16 protein-coding genes are annotated in these 17,167 nt (G+C 52.8%); 7 read left to right on the forward strand and 9 right to left on the reverse strand.

Annotated features, from left to right (window positions below; genetic code table 11):
* Positions 1–64 precede the first annotated feature (64 nt).
* A complete protein-coding gene (locus H9Q13_RS08035) occupies positions 65–1,054 on the reverse strand; it encodes a helix-turn-helix transcriptional regulator (RefSeq protein WP_191183238.1) in 990 nt (329 codons plus the stop codon).
* Positions 1,055–1,194: 140 nt separating this feature from the next.
* Between H9Q13_RS08035 and H9Q13_RS08040 the strand changes: the two genes are divergently transcribed.
* Both H9Q13_RS08040 and H9Q13_RS08045 read left to right on the forward strand, forming a co-directional pair.
* Positions 1,195–3,591 (forward strand): TonB-dependent receptor, encoded by a 2,397-nt coding sequence (locus tag H9Q13_RS08040; RefSeq protein ID WP_224744146.1) that lies wholly within the window; start codon positions 1,195–1,197, stop codon positions 3,589–3,591.
* A gap of 85 nt (positions 3,592–3,676) precedes the next feature.
* Complete coding sequence (locus tag H9Q13_RS08045; protein WP_191183240.1) at positions 3,677–4,834, forward strand: PepSY-associated TM helix domain-containing protein; 1,158 nt, start codon at positions 3,677–3,679, stop codon at positions 4,832–4,834.
* Between the two features lie 8 nt (positions 4,835–4,842).
* Here H9Q13_RS08045 and H9Q13_RS08050 read toward each other — a convergent pair whose 3' ends face one another.
* Positions 4,843–5,088, reverse strand: coding sequence for a hypothetical protein (locus H9Q13_RS08050; protein WP_317173883.1), 246 nt, complete (start codon positions 5,086–5,088; stop codon positions 4,843–4,845).
* A gap of 17 nt (positions 5,089–5,105) precedes the next feature.
* On the reverse strand, positions 5,106–6,062 hold the full coding sequence (locus H9Q13_RS08055; protein ID WP_191183241.1) for a CvpA family protein: 957 nt from the start codon (positions 6,060–6,062) through the stop codon (positions 5,106–5,108).
* Positions 6,063–6,237: 175 nt separating this feature from the next.
* On the opposite strand from H9Q13_RS08055, the gene glgX reads away from it, so the two are divergent.
* A complete protein-coding gene (glgX, locus tag H9Q13_RS08060; protein ID WP_191183242.1) occupies positions 6,238–8,382 on the forward strand; it encodes a glycogen debranching protein GlgX in 2,145 nt (714 codons plus the stop codon).
* A gap of 42 nt (positions 8,383–8,424) precedes the next feature.
* Complete coding sequence (locus tag H9Q13_RS08065; RefSeq protein ID WP_191183243.1) at positions 8,425–8,703, forward strand: GNAT family N-acetyltransferase; 279 nt, start codon at positions 8,425–8,427, stop codon at positions 8,701–8,703.
* Positions 8,704–8,761: 58 nt separating this feature from the next.
* Here the strand turns inward: H9Q13_RS08065 and H9Q13_RS08070 are convergent, their stop codons facing one another.
* The 4 genes from H9Q13_RS08070 to H9Q13_RS08085 form a co-directional block, all read right to left on the reverse strand.
* Positions 8,762–9,043, reverse strand: coding sequence for a hypothetical protein (locus H9Q13_RS08070; RefSeq protein ID WP_191183244.1), 282 nt, complete (start codon positions 9,041–9,043; stop codon positions 8,762–8,764).
* A gap of 310 nt (positions 9,044–9,353) precedes the next feature.
* The gene (locus tag H9Q13_RS08075) at positions 9,354–9,815 is read right to left on the reverse strand and encodes an META domain-containing protein (protein ID WP_191183245.1); all 462 of its coding nucleotides are present in this window, start codon (positions 9,813–9,815) and stop codon (positions 9,354–9,356) included.
* A gap of 150 nt (positions 9,816–9,965) precedes the next feature.
* Positions 9,966–10,748 (reverse strand): hypothetical protein, encoded by a 783-nt coding sequence (locus H9Q13_RS08080; protein WP_191183246.1) that lies wholly within the window; start codon positions 10,746–10,748, stop codon positions 9,966–9,968.
* 88 nt (positions 10,749–10,836) lie between these two features.
* Positions 10,837–11,523, reverse strand: coding sequence for a VOC family protein (locus tag H9Q13_RS08085; protein WP_191183247.1), 687 nt, complete (start codon positions 11,521–11,523; stop codon positions 10,837–10,839).
* Between the two features lie 180 nt (positions 11,524–11,703).
* On the opposite strand from H9Q13_RS08085, the gene rlmD reads away from it, so the two are divergent.
* Complete coding sequence (gene rlmD / locus H9Q13_RS08090) at positions 11,704–13,116, forward strand: 23S rRNA (uracil(1939)-C(5))-methyltransferase RlmD (protein WP_191183248.1); 1,413 nt, start codon at positions 11,704–11,706, stop codon at positions 13,114–13,116.
* 110 nt (positions 13,117–13,226) lie between these two features.
* Positions 13,227–13,598, forward strand: a complete 372-nt coding sequence (locus tag H9Q13_RS08095; protein ID WP_191183249.1) for a hypothetical protein — start codon at positions 13,227–13,229, stop codon at positions 13,596–13,598.
* A gap of 142 nt (positions 13,599–13,740) precedes the next feature.
* Here H9Q13_RS08095 and thiL read toward each other — a convergent pair whose 3' ends face one another.
* Positions 13,741–14,766 (reverse strand): thiamine-phosphate kinase, encoded by a 1,026-nt coding sequence (thiL, locus tag H9Q13_RS08100; RefSeq protein ID WP_191183250.1) that lies wholly within the window; start codon positions 14,764–14,766, stop codon positions 13,741–13,743.
* A 156-nt stretch (positions 14,767–14,922) separates the two neighbouring features.
* Here thiL and H9Q13_RS08105 point away from each other — a divergent pair, with 156 nt between their 5' ends.
* Positions 14,923–15,732: an SDR family oxidoreductase gene (locus H9Q13_RS08105; RefSeq protein WP_191183251.1), complete on the forward strand. Its 810-nt coding sequence runs from the start codon at positions 14,923–14,925 to the stop codon at positions 15,730–15,732.
* 89 nt (positions 15,733–15,821) lie between these two features.
* Here H9Q13_RS08105 and H9Q13_RS08110 read toward each other — a convergent pair whose 3' ends face one another.
* On the reverse strand, positions 15,822–17,099 hold the full coding sequence (locus H9Q13_RS08110) for a hypothetical protein (RefSeq protein ID WP_191183252.1): 1,278 nt from the start codon (positions 17,097–17,099) through the stop codon (positions 15,822–15,824).
* Positions 17,100–17,167 lie beyond the last annotated feature (68 nt).

Genomic DNA, 17,167 nt, shown 5'->3' on the forward strand with positions numbered 1-17,167 from the left:
ATACAATCTGCTACACCAAGCATTGCCTTTGGGAGAAATGATGGAAAACCGGGACGATTTCAGTCTATTGGCGCAGTTCGCTCGGCAGCACACCAAAATGTTTCTTAAAGGCGGCCGTGAAATAAGCCGGGCTTTTGTACCCTACCTGTAAGGCAATGTCACCCACAGGCAACTCCCGATGCTGCAGCAGAAGCTGTCTGGCTTTTTCCATGCGCAGTTGCACAGCGTAACCGTGCACGGTAGCACCCACGCACTCCTTAAAGCCCTGCTTTAATTTAAACTCGTTGAGTCCCACCAGGCGGGCAAGCTGGGTGAGGCCGGGCGGGTTGCCGTAGTCCTTTTCGATGATGGAGCGGGCTTGCAGAATGCGGCTTTCGTCATCGCCGCGCAGCACGCTCTTCCCGGCCTGTGCCAGAGGCTGCAATTGCTCCAACTGTAGCATGAGCAGTTCCATGATTTTCGCCTCCAGGTATAGCCGTTTGATCAGACCGGTGCGGCAGGTACTCCGTATCTCGTGAATTACCTGTTTCATGGCCGGGCTGATTGCCAGATTTTCGTTAGTGAGGTTGGTCGGAATACCCTGGCGCACCTGCTCGGCAAAGTCGCGGTGCAGCTGGTTGGCAGGATCGAGCAGGCGGAAATAGAAGGCCTTGGAAAGCAGGATCACATAGTACTGGAAGTCGACGAAAGGCGGCATTTCGAATACGCCCTCAAAAGTGGGGGTATAGCGCAGGTAATGCAGGTTGCTATTGTACTCCCGCTGGCACTCCAAACGATTGATCGTGGCCAGGGCCTTGCCTTTAAAAAAGAAGCCCATCATCACACACTCGCCCGTCACCGAGATGAGGTCGCGCACGGCATCGGCAAAGTTCATGTTGGTGTCAATAATGCAGAGACCTTCGGTATAGAGCTGTTTGCTATGCAGGTACTGGATAGAGGCATGCTGCAACGATACCTCCTGCTCGATCAGCTCACTGCCGGAGGTATAGCCTTCCCCAAACGAGACATCACACACAGGCAATTCCACACCATCTATCAGGGACCTAAGCCGCATAAAATCCTTTTACCGTTAATCTTTCTCCTTTTTCCGATACCCACCCCGCCTGGGGGGTGTTTACTTTTGCCAAAGTTAATTATTTGTAATTAGTCTAAATAAAAACAATGTATAAAAAATTTCTACTTACCTGCCTCTGTTTGATCTTATCGCAACTAGTCTGGGCTCAACGCCACTACGGCGGGAGCGGCCTGAAAGGGCGGGTCACCAACACCAGTGGGCAAGCCCTGGCCGGAGCCAGCATCGTGATCGAGCACCTTCGTGCAGGGACGAACAGCCAGGAAGACGGCACTTTTGAAATGCAACACCTACCACACGGCACCCACGAAGTGCGTGTGCTCCTATTGGGCTATGAAAGTGCCGTGCAGCAGGTTGAGCTCCGCAGAGGCGAAACCGCAACGCTGGTTTTTCAGCTAACGCCTAAAGCCAATCAGGTTGCCGAAGTGGAGGTGTTCGGGGTGCGGGACAAACAGCCCGAGAAACTGGAAGTAATCACCCGGCTGCCCCTCAAGCCCAGCGAGCAGATCCAGAGCATTTCCGTTATTTCCGACCGCCTGATTCAGGAACAGGGAGCTTTGACCATCACCGACGTGACCCGCAACGTACCGGGGGTATACAACTTCGCCACTTACGGCAACAGGCGCGAGAGTATGTCCTCCCGCGGTTTCCGGGGTATACCTGTCGTGAAAAACGGGGTACGCATCAACTCCGATTTCAGGGGTACGGGCGTACTGACTGACATGGAAGGGGTGGAGAGCATTCAGGTGATGAAAGGCGCCAGCTCTATCACGCAAGGCATGGCCGGCGACATCGGGGGACCGGGCGGGATCATCAACATCGTGACCAAAACGCCCAAGTTTGAGCGGGGCGGCTATGCTGCGCTGCGGGTGGGCAGTTTCGGGCAGGTACGTCCTAGTTTTGATGTGTACGGTCCGCTGAACGAGTCGAAAACAGTCGCCTTCCGGGTGAATGGTGCCCTGGAGCGTGCCGAGAGCTACAGAGCCCATGTTTCTTTCGAGAAATTCTACCTCAATCCGTCTTTGGAGTGGCGCCCGGATGGCAAAACCACCTTAACCCTGGAAATGGATTACCTGAACGACAGCCGTACCCCCGACCTCGGCACAATTACCTTGTCTGACGAGCAGTACAATATTTTCGATCTGCCGCACGAACAGTTTCTGGGATTTGAGACAGACCGCACCACCACCAAGAACGCGACTTTTGCCGCCCGCTTCAATCGTAAGCTGAATGACAACTTTTCGGTCAGGGCCGCCTATTTTCGCTCGAACCTGGAAGTGCCGGAGGTGGCCACCAGCCTCTCGCAGGGCAAGCGCGACGCCGATGGCAACTTCATGCTGCCGGCCCATCAAAGGCTGCGCTCCATCACGCAGTCCAACCGCTCCGACAAAAACTCCGTTGTGCAGTTCGACCTGATTGGGCAGGACGTGCAGACCGGCTTCCTGAAGCATACCTTTCAGGTAGGCACCGATTTCCGCACCGTCAACCTGGAGCTGCCGACCTATGCCTCTACCTTCATCGACACAATAGATGTGTTCCACCCCATTCCCAACACCTTGCCTGTCACGCCGGCTTCGAAGATCACGGCCACCACCACAAGCAACGAGGCGAGTCTGGGTTTCATGCTGCAGGATGTGCTCACGATCACGGACTGGGCCAAAGCCATTGGCGGAGTGCGCTATAGCACCACCGAGAGTCGCAGTTCTGCTACGGCAGTGGTGACACGCGGGCAGGCCATCAACCCGATGGCAGGCCTGATCGTCTCGCCATTCAGAGGACTCAACTTGTTTGCATCCTACACCAACAGCACCAACCCCCGCACGGCCACACGCCTCGACAAAGACGGAAACGAGCTGGGGACCGAGCGCATCGACCAGGTGGAGGCAGGTATAAAGTCCGATTGGCTGGATAACCGCCTGCGTTTCAACCTGACGCTCTACCAAATCAACAACCGCAACATGAACCTGCAGGCCGTGGAGCCCGACGCCAACGGGGTACTGATCCAGATGCCTTACTACACGAAAGGCGGCAACGACGAACGCAAAGGGATAGAGGTGGAGCTGACCGGCCGTGTGCTCGACAATCTGGAGCTGATTGCGGGCTATGCCCTGATTGACGCCAGGTATAAGGAGCATACCACCTTCGTGCGCAACTCCTCGCCGCTCAACACGCCTGACCAGACGGCCAACTTCTGGGCCAACTATACCTTTCGCTACGGTGCTCTGAAAGGCCTGGCTTTAGGCGGTGGCGCTTACTATGTGGGCAGTCGCCCGAACAACGACTGGACCAACGCCGGCGTGGACTACCATGAAATAGCGCCGGGTCAGGAGCCCTGGTACATGAAAGCCTACACCACCGTGAACCTGCAGGCCAGCTACCAGGCGACTGAGCACCTGGGAGTGCGCCTGCTCTTCAACAACCTACTCGATGAAGTGGGTTACAATGCCTACCGCGTATCTTTCATCAACCCCATCGACCCCCGCAACATGAGCGCGGTGCTGACCTACCGATTCAGGTAAAAAGGAAAGCAGGGCACACGCAGCCGGGGTCCCGGGACTTGGCTGCGTGTGTTTCAATTATACATAGTCTTACTTAAATTTGCACATGAAAAAGCCTTATTCACTCCGTAAATTTTTCAACGACATCCACTTATGGCTAGGTATAGCCAGCGGACTCGTGCTATTTATTGTCTGCCTGAGTGGCACCATTTATACCTTTCGCACGGAAGTGGAAGAAATGCTGGAGCCTGACAAGTATACCGTTGCCATTGGCAACAAAGCCATGTCGCCGGACGAGTTGGTGCAGCGGATGGAGCAGGAGAGCGGCGGCAAGGTGACGGCCATTTCTATACCTGAAGACAGAGCCCGCGCCTATGTGATGTCGGTGAAAAAGGCGGGAGAGGAGCGTGGTGAGAACCTGTACGTGAATCCCTATACAGGAAAAGTGACGGGCGGGCAAAAAGGCCCGGCTTCGGAGTTTTTTGGCACAGTCATGAAAATACACCGTTGGTTATTGATGGAAGATGGCACCGGGCGTATTATTGTGGGTTCAGCCACGATCATTTTTGCATTCCTGGTGCTCTCAGGGCTGGTGCTCTGGTTTCCGGTGAAGCGCAAAAACTGGAAGCAGGGGTTCAAAGTCAAAACAAACGGCAACTGGAAGCGCCTCAACCACGACCTACACAACACCCTCGGGTTCTATTCGTCCATTCTTTTGCTGATCATGGCGCTCACGGGGCTGTGCTGGTCTTTTGAGTGGTACAAAGAGGGGCTCAGTCAGGTGATGGGGGCGGAGGTGTTCAAGGGCCGGAAAGAGAAGCCGCTGCCATCGGCTATACCTGCCCAGGGTGCTGTGGCCTTGTCGGCTGCAGCGTATTTGCAGCAGGCGAACACCGTGCTGGCCTACGCCGGTGACACCCGCCTTACCTTTGCCGCCGACTCTGCCAGTTCGGTGGTGGTTACCAAAAGCAAGGGTGGCTTTATGGCGCTGGCCGCTTCCGACAAGGTACAGCTCGACCAGTACACCGGCACACCGCTCCAGGTCGAGCTTTTCGCCGACAAGCCTTTAAATGAGCAGGTGGTAGCGCTGATCAAACCGCTTCACTTGGGGGAGGTATACGGCCTGTTCTCTAAAATTCTTTATTTTTTCGCTTGCTTGTTTGCGACTAGTCTGCCGGTAACCGGCACTATTATCTGGATCAACAAGCTGCGAAAGAAACCCAAAAAGAAGAAGGGAGTAGCGGCACAGGTGCAAACCGCCTAGCCATACATTTATTGCTGAAAAGCAGGATGGCCTGACAGGGCTTGGTATACCTGTTCCGCCTCCTGCTTTTCAAAAATTTTCTGGGAGGCGCCGAAGTCCAGCACGAGTTTGGCGGTTTGCCGTGGCGTTTCGGGTTTGTAGGTGGCGAAGCAGAGCTTATTCACATCCAGCACAAAGACAGAGCGGCTCTCGTCGCTGCCAATCTTGATGCTTGTGAAGTTTGTGCTTGCCTTGCCCATCGGTCTGTATCCCACTCAGCTTTAGGTATACGTCAATTCCGGAATTTCTGCGTGATCATGAGCCCATGCCGGCGGCTGTGCAGCACCCCTATCCCTACCCGCCCAAAGCGGTCGTGCAGGATGTTGGCCCGATGTCCCGGCGACTCCATCAACCCTTTGTGGGCAATGCCGAGTGTGGGTGCCATGGCCAGGTTCTCGCCAGCCGTGCGGTAAGGTATGCCGGCTGCTCTTATTCTGTCGGGCGCACTGTCGCCTTCGGGCGATACATGCGAAAAGTAACCCCGCTCAAACATATCGGCCGAATGCTGCCGTGCCACGGTGGTCAGGGCTGTATCGGCTTCGAGGGGTTGCAGGCCCTGGGCCAGGCGCTCTTTGTTGAGCAGCTCCAGCATGCGGGCCTCCAGTTCCGGCCTGGGTGCATATTCATCGGCTGTAAAAGGCAACTCGATGTACTGCCCCGATTCCGGTGCAATGGCCAGCCTGTTGAGGGTTCGTTTGACGGCCTTGTCGAAAACAGGCGCCAGTTCGTCCTCGGCCAAATGGGTGTATTCGCCAAACTTGCTGGCCACACGGCTTCCCTCAACATATTGCTGAAACCGCTCCGGAAAAGGGAAGGCCAACAGCAAAATAGAAAGAATGGCAATGGTCATTAAGCCGCTCAAAAAGCCCGGAAGCGTTCCTAAGATCTTGTTTGCCCGGTGTGTGTGCATTTCCTCCGGAAAATGGTCGAGTAGGAGTGACCCCACAAACTGGATGAGCATGCTGGACAGGATGGCGATGATAAAAAAGGAGACCGGCGGAATCCAGTACACGTTCCAGTCGGTGGCGCGGCTCAGCCAGTCGGCCAGCGAAGGGTATAGCCGGAAGCTCAGCACCAGGGTGCCTACCCAGCGGATCAGGTCGAGCAGGCTGAAGGCAAAGCCGCGCCGCCAACCCATAAAGGCACTTAAAAGCACGATCAGAACAAGGAGCAGGTCGAGTGCATGCATGACATCTCAGGTATAAGGCGTTTCGTCCAAGTCTAAAGTAAAGATTAAAGCTTGTAAATCAAAGCCTTCTAAAGCGTTTGCGGCTATCCGGACCGTCGCATGACTCTTCACCGGTTTTCTGCGTAGACGGAGAAGCCCATCAGGGAATTAACCAGACGCTTTAGACTGAATTGATATGAACATTACCGTATACCCCGGCAATCCTTACCCGCTCGGTGCCACCTGGGATGGTGAAGGAGTGAACTTTGCATTGTATGCCGACTGCGCAACAGGCGTAGAGCTGTGCCTCTTCAACTCGACAGAGGACGAAACTGAATCCGTGAAGGTAAAAATGACCGAGCGAACTCACCAGGTATGGCACGTCTACCTGCCCGAGATCAAGCCCGGTCAGTTGTATGGCTACCGGGTGCACGGGCCTTACGATCCGCAAAACGGGTTCCGGTTCAACCCGAACAAACTGCTGATCGATCCTTACGCCAAGGCCATTTCCGGCACCATCAACTGGCACGACTCTATGTTTGGCTATGAGGTGGGCCATCCGGACGAAGACCTTAAAATGAGCACGCTCGACAGCGCACCGTTTATACCTTGCAGCGTGGTGATCGACCCGAATTATGATTGGGAAGGAGATAAGCTTCCAAAGATACCCTACCACAAATCCATAATCTATGAGGCGCATGTCAAAGGGTTCACCAAAATGCACCCGGATATACCGGAGGAAATCCGCGGAACCTATGCCGCCATCGCCCACCCTGTTACCATCGGGTATCTCAAAGACTTGGGCATTACCGCAATCGAGCTCATGCCGGTGCACCATTTCATAACCGATCGGCACCTGGAAGAAAAGGGGCTGACCAATTACTGGGGCTATAACTCCATCGGCTATTTCGCGCCAGATGTACGCTATACCAGCAGTGGCACCTTGGGCCAGCAGGTGGTGGAGTTCAAGAATATGGTCAAAGAACTGCACAGGGCAGGTATAGAGGTGATACTGGATGTGGTGTACAACCATACCGGCGAAGGCAACCACATGGGCCCCACGCTCTCGTTCCGGGGTGTCGACAATACCTCCTACTACCGTTTGGTGGAAGAGGACAAACGGTTTTACATGGACTACACGGGTACCGGTAACACACTCAACGCCATGATGCCGCCTGTGCTGCGCCTGATCATGGACAGCCTCCGCTACTGGATTCTGGAAATGCACGTTGATGGGTTCCGTTTCGACCTGGCAGCCACGCTGGCACGCGAACTGCACGAGGTGGACCGCCTGGGTTCCTTCTTCGACATCATCCACCAGGATCCGGTTATCTCGCAGGTCAAGCTCATTGCTGAGCCCTGGGACATTGGCGAGGGCGGTTACCTGGTGGGCAAGTTCCCGCCGGGCTGGGCCGAGTGGAACGGCAAGTACCGCGATTGCATACGCGACTACTGGCGCGGGGCCGACAGTGTGCTGGGTGAGTTTGCCGAGCGGTTTACGGGTAGCTCGGACCTGTACCGTGATGATTACCGACGACCAACCGCCAGTATCAACTTCATTACGGCACACGATGGCTTTACCCTACACGACCTGGTGTCCTACAACCACAAGCACAACGAGGCCAACGGCGAGGATAATAACGACGGGGAAAGCCATAATCGCTCCTGGAATTGCGGGGCCGAAGGTCCGACGAATGACAAGGAGATAAACCAGCTGCGACAACAGCAGAAGCGCAACTTCCTCACCACGCTTTTCCTGTCGCAGGGCGTGCCTATGCTCGTTGCCGGTGATGAGATCAGCCGTACGCAGCAAGGGAACAACAATGCCTATTGCCAGGACAATGAAATATCGTGGATCAACTGGCTGAACGCCGATAAAGAGCTGCTGGAGTTTACCCGCAAACTGATCAGTCTTCGCCGCAACCATCCGGTGTTCTGCCGCCGTCGCTGGTTTCAAGGGCAGCCCATCAAAGGCATTGGGGTAGAGGATATCAACTGGTTTTTGCCCGACGGTTCCGAAATGAACGAAGAGCATTGGCGGCATGACCATGTCAAATCCTTAGGTGTATTTCTGAACGGGCGTGGTTTGCACTCGGTTGGCCCCAAAGGGGAGCAGATCATCGACGATAGTTTCTACGTGATCTTCAATGCCCACCACGAACCGCTGGACTACACCATGCCGGAGGCAAAGTACGGCACCCAGTGGACCAGAATACTGGATACCTGCCAAAACCAGGTAGACGAAGATACCGATACGATTGGGGCCGGCGAGCGTGTGACAATAGCAGGACGCTCGGTAGTGCTGTTGCATCATCCGGTGGCGCAACTGGTAGAGGGCTAAACCTTGTGAGTAGGTATAAGTTATAGAATAAAAGCTTTGAACATGGAAGTGACGATCACACACGATAAAGAATACCAGCAGTTTACCGCCAAACTTGGACAAGAGGATGCGGAACTGGCTTATGCCACCCCTTCAGATGAAGTGCTGGACTTCACGCATACCTATGTGCCTGAGTCTGCAAGAGGCAAAGGCGTGGCCAATAAACTGATAGAAGAAGGGCTGTGCTATGCAGAGGAGAACGGCAAGAAAGTCATTGCCACTTGTCCGGTGGTCAAGAAATTCATCCACAAGAATCCGGACTACCACAAACTTCTGAAGTAAGAAAGGCCTTAAGAAGCAGGTATAGCCGGTTGCGATTCGCAGCCGGCTATACCTGCTTTTAAGATTTGTATCTGGCTATATAGATTATAGCCGAAAGAATGAGCGGATGCTTTTCCTGCATCTTCTCCAATAGCTGCTCCATTACGAGGTAATCGCTGACCGGAGTACTCATTTCACCACACAATAGCAGATACTTATACCTGATCACGCTGATGTAGCATTTGTCGTCGTTGTTCAGCAGGTAGCTACAGATATTCAGGTATAGCTCCTTTGCTTCCTTTTCTCCCAGCTCCACCTTTAGTGTGTCCTTGATTGCTTTTCTGGCGCTTTTGTTTTGCATAATAGTAGGAGGAGTTAATGCAATCGGTCCAAAACTTAGAGGGGTATCTGATTTTGATAAATTTTAAAATCAGTGCGTTACATGCGTCAGGGGAGCCGGCGGTTGGTTTTTAACCCGGCAGAAGCGTCAACCTGTACAGGCCACCATAGGTTGACGAACGGAGAAGTTGTTGCTACTGAAGTGTGGCGCTCGGTTGATTTTCCCGTCTACGCTGAAACCAGGCTTTGTCTGCTCACAGCGGCTAACGCTACATCCAGTGTATACCATACTGAAGTGACAGCGATAGAGTTTTATCCTGCTTATAAGTTGTCTATAGCCCATCCGGTGACATGGGGGGAGCCCCTGCCCTGAAAGTCGCTACGGCCGTGTTTTTGTGGAAAAGCGTGAGCACATCGCCAGAAATTTTGAAAGCGTCCACTTTCTGAAGGATGGCCATCAAATAGTTTTCCTGCTCGATGATCGGGCACATGGCACGCGTGCTTCCAAGGTTGGTTAGCTGGAGATTGTCGTTGCTCAGGCTATACCTGCCCATCAGCCTATTGCAGCCAGTAAAACCTTTGAGCTCGTCGCTGCCTTCCTCAAAACGCAGGTAGGCGGTGTTGCTTTCCGGATTATCCTGCAGCTCCTGCCCTTGCAGCGACAGCAGCATCCAGTAGGAGCCCTGCAGTTCGGATACGCCTTCAGCATATTGCCGGTTCTTCTGACTCATGGTGCAGGAACCCAGTAGGATCGATAGGATAAGGAAGTAGGTAAGGTGTATAGTTTGTTTCATACAGGAACTTGATTTGGTTCTTTCTGAGTCGCGGCCTGTGCCGTTGCCTCAATGCTTATCTTCTTACGATGCCGTCCTGATTTTGGTAAGCCTTCGGCCATATTAAAAAAGCAGTCTGCCTCCTGGAGGGCAGACTGCTCAGGTCAGCATCTATTTCTGGTAACCACGTACCCCGGGGCCATAGTTGGTGATTGGCGAACTGGCTGAATAGTCAGGGCCTGAACGGTAGCCATACCCTTTGGGGCTGCGGCTCGGGTAGTCGTCACTGGTATGGTCAAAATCGTGGCTGTCATTGCCTTGATGGGAACTGCGGCTGCGGTGGTCGTAGTTGGCGCCATACTGGCGACCGTAGTCGTTCCGGCTGCTGTCGCTTTGCTCCCTGCGGTCATAATAGCGGTCGTCCAGGTTTTCCGGATTCTCCAGGCTGCGCCGTCCGTCCTGGCGTCCGTGGGCAAAGTTGTAGTGCTCATCACGGCCGTATTGGTCAATGCGTCGGCCATGGCCGGTAGACTGGTAGCTGTTGTCCTGGCGGGCATAGCGGGGCTTGCCGTAGTCCGAGCCTTCGTTGTGCCAGCCCGTGCCCCGGCTGCGCGTATAGCCTCCCTGCTGCTTATAGTCTGATTGTGGGTTGGGGTCGCCGTACCGCCAGTGGTCCTCCTCTGACTGATTGCGGGTATCGTAATTTGGCCGGTCATGGTCCCGGTGCCAGCCGCTGCCGCCCCACTCGTTCTGGTGCATGCTGCCCTGCATGTGGCGTTCGTGCTGGTAGTCGCGGTTACGGTCCTGGCGGCTTTCGTTGGTCATGTCGTGGCGGCCACGGTAACTGCCGCTGTCCTCGTAGCGGCTCAGGTAGTCGGAGAGGTTGTTCCTGTTACCTGCGTTACGCCCTTGGTTTCTATGGTCACTTTCGTGATCTCGCTCGTTGTATCTCATAGTGTGGTTCTTTTTAGGTTGATAATTCAAACATGCTTTATAAACGGGCATTGGTCGGCAGTGTTTAATTTGTCTGATATTTAGGCTCCTATACCTGACCGTTGCCCGTGGTAGAATCAATCCTGATAGGACCCCGCCGAATGGTGGCTATACCTGCTGTCAGAACTTCTACCCGGGTTGGCAGCGTTAGGGCCGGATTCTGGGTCGGGAACCAGGGCCTTTTTTCCTGCACCACAATGAACATACCTTTCTCATCGCCCACCGCCTCAAACAAGGCCGTGGCTGACTTCCAGCGCGGGAGCTGCAGTTTTTCACGCACTTCCTCACAGAAGCCGGTCACATCGGTCACCGCAATGCCTATATCGGCCAGACCCATCAACTGCTGCGGGCCAAAGGCGGCAAGGCTCTCGGGTGATCTTTTGTGGGCGATCAATTCGACAATATTGAAGTCGGGGTCATAGAAGTAAAGTGCCTGCGCCTCCCAGCTTTCGTGTTCCACCACTGGCGAAGTAGCTCCCGGGGCGTATAGAAAGGCGACCTTTTCCTGAAGCCACTGGGAAGCAGCCGTTATCTGGTTGCTAGGTATATTAAAAGCGAAATGGTAAGGTTCATTTGCTCTTTCGGGCACCGTGCGGAACGTGATGGTGCTGGAGCCTGCCTGTATGCTGAACTGCTTTGTGTCTTCAGCAACAAGCGAAAGGCCAAGTGTTTGGGTATAGAAATCTTTGAGCTTCCCTGGCTGACTGGTCTGTAATTCAATTGAAGTAATTTTCATCCGGATCTTCCATATATGGTGTCAATTGAACCTATACGTAAACAGGGAGCCTTCTAGCATGTATTGGCCGAAACCCATGCAGGCAGGTGCTAAGGCAATAGCCAGAAGCAAAATACCACGATTTTGATAATGTGATCCGACTTCCCACATCTCCTGAATTTTAGCTAATTTTGCAGCACTGTGAGAAAGCAAAAGAAGAAAATCAATTTCGAGATACTCGAAAACATACGAATAGAAGAGATGGTGGCCGAGGGCAAGTGCCTCGCCCGTCACGATAACATAGTTATTTTTGTGGGTGGCGTAGCCCCCGGCGATGTGGTAGACCTGCGCATTACCCGCAAAAAGAAGAGTTTTATGGAGGCTGAGGCGGTGAATTTTCATGCCTACTCGGATGTGCGCGTGCAGCCTTTCTGTGAGCACTTCGGTACGTGCGGCGGTTGCAAGTGGCAGCACATTGGCTACGATACGCAGCTGTATTACAAGCAAAAACAGGTACAGGACAACCTGGAGCGCATCGGCAAGGTGCCGCTTCCGGCTTTCGACCCGATTCTGGGCTCAGCCAAAGACAAATTCTACCGCAACAAACTGGAGTTCACGTTTTCCAACTACGGCTGGCTGACCAACGAGCAGATCAAGTCGGGGGAGGAGCATGAGCGCCGGGCGCTGGGCTTCCATATGCCGGGCCGTTTCGACAAGATTCTCGATATCCAGAACTGCTACCTGCAGCCGGAACCTTCCAACAGCATCCGACTGGCCGTGCGCGACTATGCGCGAGCGAACAACCTGGTGTTTTTCGACAAGCTCGGCATGACAGGCTGGCTGCGCAACCTCATTATCCGGACAGCCAATACCGGCGAGGTGATGGTGATCGTGCAGGTATACCACGAGGACGAAGAGGCCCTGACAGGTTTGCTGGAGCATCTGGCGGTTACTTTCCCTGAGATATCTTCGTTGCAGTATGTTGTGAATGGCAAAGGCAACGAGACTTTCCATGACCTGGAGGTGGTGTGCTACAAAGGCTTGCCTTACATACACGAAGAGATGGAAGGTATACGTTTTCGGGTTGGGCCGAAATCGTTCTACCAGACCAACGGCGACCAAGCTTACGAGCTGTACCGCCTAACCCGCGAGTTTGCCGGCCTGACTGGAAACGAACTGGTATACGATCTTTACACAGGGGCCGGTACTATCGCCAACTTCGTCGCCCGACAGTGCCGCGAAGTCATCGGGATAGAGTATGTGCCCAGCGCCATCGAAGACGCCAAGATCAACTCGCAGATCAATGAGATTACCAATACCACCTTTTATGCCGGTGACATGAAGGACATTCTGTCGGATGAGCTGATCGAACGGCACGGGAGACCGGATGTAGTGATCACCGACCCGCCTCGTGCAGGTATGGATGAGAAGGTGGTGGCGAAACTGTTGCAGGTGCACCCGAACCGCATAGTGTATGTAAGCTGCAACCCGGCCACGCAGGCACGCGACCTGGAGCTTCTTTCCGAAAAATACGACGTAAACCGCGTGCAGCCTGTGGACATGTTCCCGCAGACGCACCACGTAGAAAACATAGTTCTGTTAACAGCTAAATAGGTATTAGATGTTAGTATTTAGATTTTAGACTTGAGAATAGCTCGACCTAACAGTAAAGTAGATGGAGCAGTCTGACGTCTAATATCTATAATCTAATGTCTCCAAAAAATATGCAAAACGATCCTGAACTGAACGGTAAATACCTCGGCACCATTTCCAGAGATTTTGTAGTGGTGGCCGAAACGCTGCGCGAAGCATCTTACCAGGTACGCAAGCGCCAAATTTCCAAATACCCGATCTTTGTTTTCTCCCGTACCGAGGTACCGATTGGCTCCCTTTTTCTGGCCAAGGAAGAACTGGCGCTGGAATGGAACATCTATGCTTCCTACCTGGAGGATTTCATCAAGCATAAATTAGTGGATGAAGAAAAGGTAGAGGACTTCGCTGCTGCTTACAAAGACCCGGATGAATTCTGCTGCCTGTTTGTAGTCGATGGCGAGAACTTCACCAATTTCGTATTCATTCCTTTTCCGGAGGATTAATATTAGAGGTTAGATACTAGATGTTAGACGTTAGATTTACAAAGTATTTTAAGAATCAAAAAAGGGAGCCAATGCTCCCTTTTTTGATTCTTAAAATAAGAAAATGTCTAAAGTCTAATTTCTAACATCTAGTATCTAGCATCTAAAAATGCTGCCAGCCCTGTGCCTGCAACGGGAAGGATTGCCCGTGTTTGTTGGCCAGGTTTATACCTTCGCTTTTGTCAGTTATCTTGCCGATAATGCTGATGTCAGGGTGGTTTTTAACCTTGTCGTAGTCAGCAATAGGTACAGTGAACAGAAGCTCGTAATCTTCGCCGCCGTTCAGAATGCAGGTGATCGGGTCGAGGTTGAATTCCATGGCCGCTTCCAGCGTCTGCTCATCAACTGGCAGGTTATCCTTGTAAATCGTGGCACCCACGCCTGACTGGGCACAGATATGGAACAGTTCCGAAGCCAGTCCGTCTGAAATGTCGATCATGGATGTTGGCTTGATGTCACGCTCCTTCATGTCATGGATCACATCCATGCGCGCCTCTGGACGCAACTGACGGCCCACGATGTACTGCTTGTTCTCTAGTTGTGGCTGCATTTCCGGATCCGCCATAAAGGCTTGCTTCTCGCGCTCCAGAATCTGCAGGCCCAGGTAGGCAGCGCCCAAATCGCCGGTCACGCAGATCAGGTCGTTCTCTTTGGCACCGCTTCGCAGCACAGCTTCGCCTTTTGCCACTTCGCCGATCGCCGTAATGCTGATAATCAGTCCGGTTCGGGAAGAGGTGGTGTCTCCTCCAACCAGGTCTACGTTGTAGTTTTCGCAGGCCAGGCGCATGCCTTCGTAGAGTTCTTCTACCGCCTCCACGGTGTACTTGGCGCCCAGTGCGATGTTCACAGTTATTTGGGTGGGTTTGGCAAACATGGCGGCAATATCCGACACGTTCACGGCCACCGCCTTGTAGCCCAGGTGCTTCAGGGGGCAAAAGGTGAGGTCAAAGTGCACGCCCTCCAGCAGCATGTCGCTGGTGATGACAATTTGCTTTTCGCCCGGCTCAATAACAGCTGCATCGTCGCCAATGCCTTTGATGGTAGAAGGCTGGCTAAGCTCGATTTTTTCATTCAAGCGTTTGATCAGGCCAAACTCGCCCAGTTCGCTCAAGGGGGTATAGTCACTCATGTTCTTTCTGCTTTATACCTGCAAAGGTACGCAATTTATCAGGTATGGGGGTAGTGTGCAGCGTCCTGCTTTCATAAATGTAATTTAGCGCAGAAGTAGTAGCTTTGTAAATGTTTCCCCGGACCAGGGGATAGTGTAAGATTCAGAAGCAAGAACATGAAAGATAAAGTAGTCCTGATTACGGGCGGCACCTCAGGTATAGGCAAGGCGCTGGCCTTTGCGTTTGGCAGGGCAGGAGCTAGGGTAGCTTACTCAGGCCGTAACCCGCAAAACCTTCACCAGACAGCTCAGGAACTGACGACGGCAGGTATAGACAACCTGGCCATAAACGCTGATGTGAGCGTGGAGGCAGATTGTGAGCGCATGGTGGCTGAGACCGTGGCAAAATTCGGGAAACTGGATATCCTCATCAACAACGCTGGCATCTCCATGCGGGCGCTCTTTCAGGACCTGGACCTGGATGTGCTGCGCCAGGTGATGGACATCAATTTCTGGGGAACGGTCTATAGCACCAAGTATGCCCTGCCGTATATTCAGGCTGCCAAAGGCTCGATTATCGGTATTTCTTCCATAGCCGGTTACCGTGGTCTTCCGGCCCGCACGGGCTACTCGGCATCCAAGTTTGCCATGCACGGATTTTTAGAAACCCTGCGCACCGAGCTGCTGCATTCGGGTGTGCATGTGCTGATCGCCTGCCCGGGTTTTACGGCCTCCAACATCCGCAACACAGCTCTTGCCGCCGATGGGCAGCAACAGGGCGAAACCCCGCGCGACGAACAAAAGATGATGAGCGCCGAAGAAGTAGCCGATCGCATTCTGCAGGCCACGATCAAGCGCAAACGCGACCTGGTGATGACCGCACAGGGTAAAATGGCCGTCTGGATCAACAAACTCTTTCCGAGCCTGGCCGATAAGCTGGTGTACAATGTGATGGCGAAAGAGAAGGACTCGCCCTTAAAGAAATAATAGTAGCTAAACAGTAGCAAAAAGAGCGGTCCGTCTCCTTGAGGCGGACCGCTCTTTTTGTATGTGGTGAGTGTTAGAAGAGGTATACGCTAGTAGTAATACATCATGCCACCTCCGCCATCAAACCTAGGATTGACGACGTTGTTGAAAAGAGAACCGAAACGATACCGAATACCAAAATTGAAGAAGAAGTCATAGTTGGAGTTCAACTGGCGTCTTCTTGTCAGCAGGTCTTGGTCAGTAACCGTCCCTTTTATAATGTTCAGCTGATCCCGTTGGATGGCATAGTAGCCGCCAATGTTAAAAGAGAAGCCCTTGAACAATCGGATATCCCCGTAGCCGGAAAAGGAAAGCCGCTTCTTGGAGAAGTCGTGGAAGTAATGGCTGAAAGAAGTGGAGCCGCTGATCTGTCCCCATTTCTGGTTAAAGCTCACGTCCAGCGAGAGGCTCTCCTGAAATCTGAACTCTTTCATCTGAGAGAAAATGGTTTCTTCTATGTAGTTAAGGTAGCGTGGACCAACCTTATACATCAAACCCACATAGCGGTTGTTAGACTCTGAATAGGGGAAGAAATTGTACTCAATAGCAGGAGTAACAGCTAGGTCCAGGTCGTAATTGCTGTAATCGGACTTTTGGGCGCTGACGAAGCCTCCAGCCGACAAATGATCAGTGATAGACCAAACGGTGGTGTTGCTAAAGCTATAGCGTCTGTTGGTATAGGTGAACATTTCATCGCCTTCCCCGAACCGGTTGTTGTTCTCGTTTGCGTTTATGGAGATGCTGGTCTTTAGTTTGTCCGTCACTCTGTTGGCGCTTATGCCTCCGTTCAGGCTGTTGCTGGAGTAATTTCTGTCTCCGCTAAAGTGACCACGCAAATTGAGGTTGAACACCCAGAAATTCCAAGGGTCCTCAGCCGACGTGGTGGCAATTTCGGAGGTATTGCTGTTGTCATCTTTAAAGGAAATGATCATGTCCTTTGCCTTCTCCGTTTTGAGTAAATAAGGCATCAGGCCTAGTTTTATCTTTGCAACCGCCTCTTTGCGGTCCTCATCATCGGTGGCGACGGCCTGTCTCAGGTATGACTTGGTCTCCATCATCCCGGCAAATTTCTCCTGCCCCTCAAACTGAAGCTTGTACTCGCGCCCGCCGCTTCCTGTGGACTGAGAGGTGATCAGCAGATAGACATTGGCCTGAAAACGGTCGTTCACATAATCCACAAAGGTGATCTCCCGCTTGATATAGTCTGTGTCGCAGTAGGCCTGACAGTCTAGAAATACCCGGAGGTTGTCAACTTTAGTGGTTGGGGATTGGGCAAGGCATACGTTTACCAAGAGGAGGGCAAGCACGAGGCTTAAGAATGTTTTCATGTATAGGAGAATTTGAAAAGAAAGAATTAAAAAGCAGTTAAATATATAAAAAATTAAATATAAACTGA

The sequence above is a fragment of the Pontibacter aquaedesilientis genome (assembly GCF_014773225.1).
Taxonomy (GTDB): domain Bacteria; phylum Bacteroidota; class Bacteroidia; order Cytophagales; family Hymenobacteraceae; genus Pontibacter; species Pontibacter aquaedesilientis.

Bases quoted from the DNA above. Each gene is read 5' to 3' on its own strand.
- H9Q13_RS08070 (WP_191183244.1), bottom strand. From the start codon at position 9,043: ATGCAAAACAAAAGCGCCAGAAAAGCAATCAAGGACACACTAAAGGTG.
- H9Q13_RS08105 (WP_191183251.1), top strand. From the start codon at position 14,923: ATGAAAGATAAAGTAGTCCTGATTACGGGCGGCACCTCAGGTATAGGC.
- H9Q13_RS08055 (WP_191183241.1), bottom strand. From the start codon at position 6,062: ATGCATGCACTCGACCTGCTCCTTGTTCTGATCGTGCTTTTAAGTGCC.
- H9Q13_RS08095 (WP_191183249.1), top strand. From the start codon at position 13,227: ATGCAAAACGATCCTGAACTGAACGGTAAATACCTCGGCACCATTTCC.
- H9Q13_RS08065 (WP_191183243.1), top strand. From the start codon at position 8,425: ATGGAAGTGACGATCACACACGATAAAGAATACCAGCAGTTTACCGCC.
- H9Q13_RS08045 (WP_191183240.1), top strand. From the start codon at position 3,677: ATGAAAAAGCCTTATTCACTCCGTAAATTTTTCAACGACATCCACTTA.
- H9Q13_RS08080 (WP_191183246.1), bottom strand. From the start codon at position 10,748: ATGAGATACAACGAGCGAGATCACGAAAGTGACCATAGAAACCAAGGG.
- H9Q13_RS08035 (WP_191183238.1), bottom strand. From the start codon at position 1,054: ATGCGGCTTAGGTCCCTGATAGATGGTGTGGAATTGCCTGTGTGTGAT.
- thiL (WP_191183250.1), bottom strand. From the start codon at position 14,766: ATGAGTGACTATACCCCCTTGAGCGAACTGGGCGAGTTTGGCCTGATC.
- H9Q13_RS08085 (WP_191183247.1), bottom strand. From the start codon at position 11,523: ATGAAAATTACTTCAATTGAATTACAGACCAGTCAGCCAGGGAAGCTC.
- glgX (WP_191183242.1), top strand. From the start codon at position 6,238: ATGAACATTACCGTATACCCCGGCAATCCTTACCCGCTCGGTGCCACC.
- H9Q13_RS08110 (WP_191183252.1), bottom strand. From the start codon at position 17,099: ATGAAAACATTCTTAAGCCTCGTGCTTGCCCTCCTCTTGGTAAACGTA.
- H9Q13_RS08075 (WP_191183245.1), bottom strand. From the start codon at position 9,815: ATGAAACAAACTATACACCTTACCTACTTCCTTATCCTATCGATCCTA.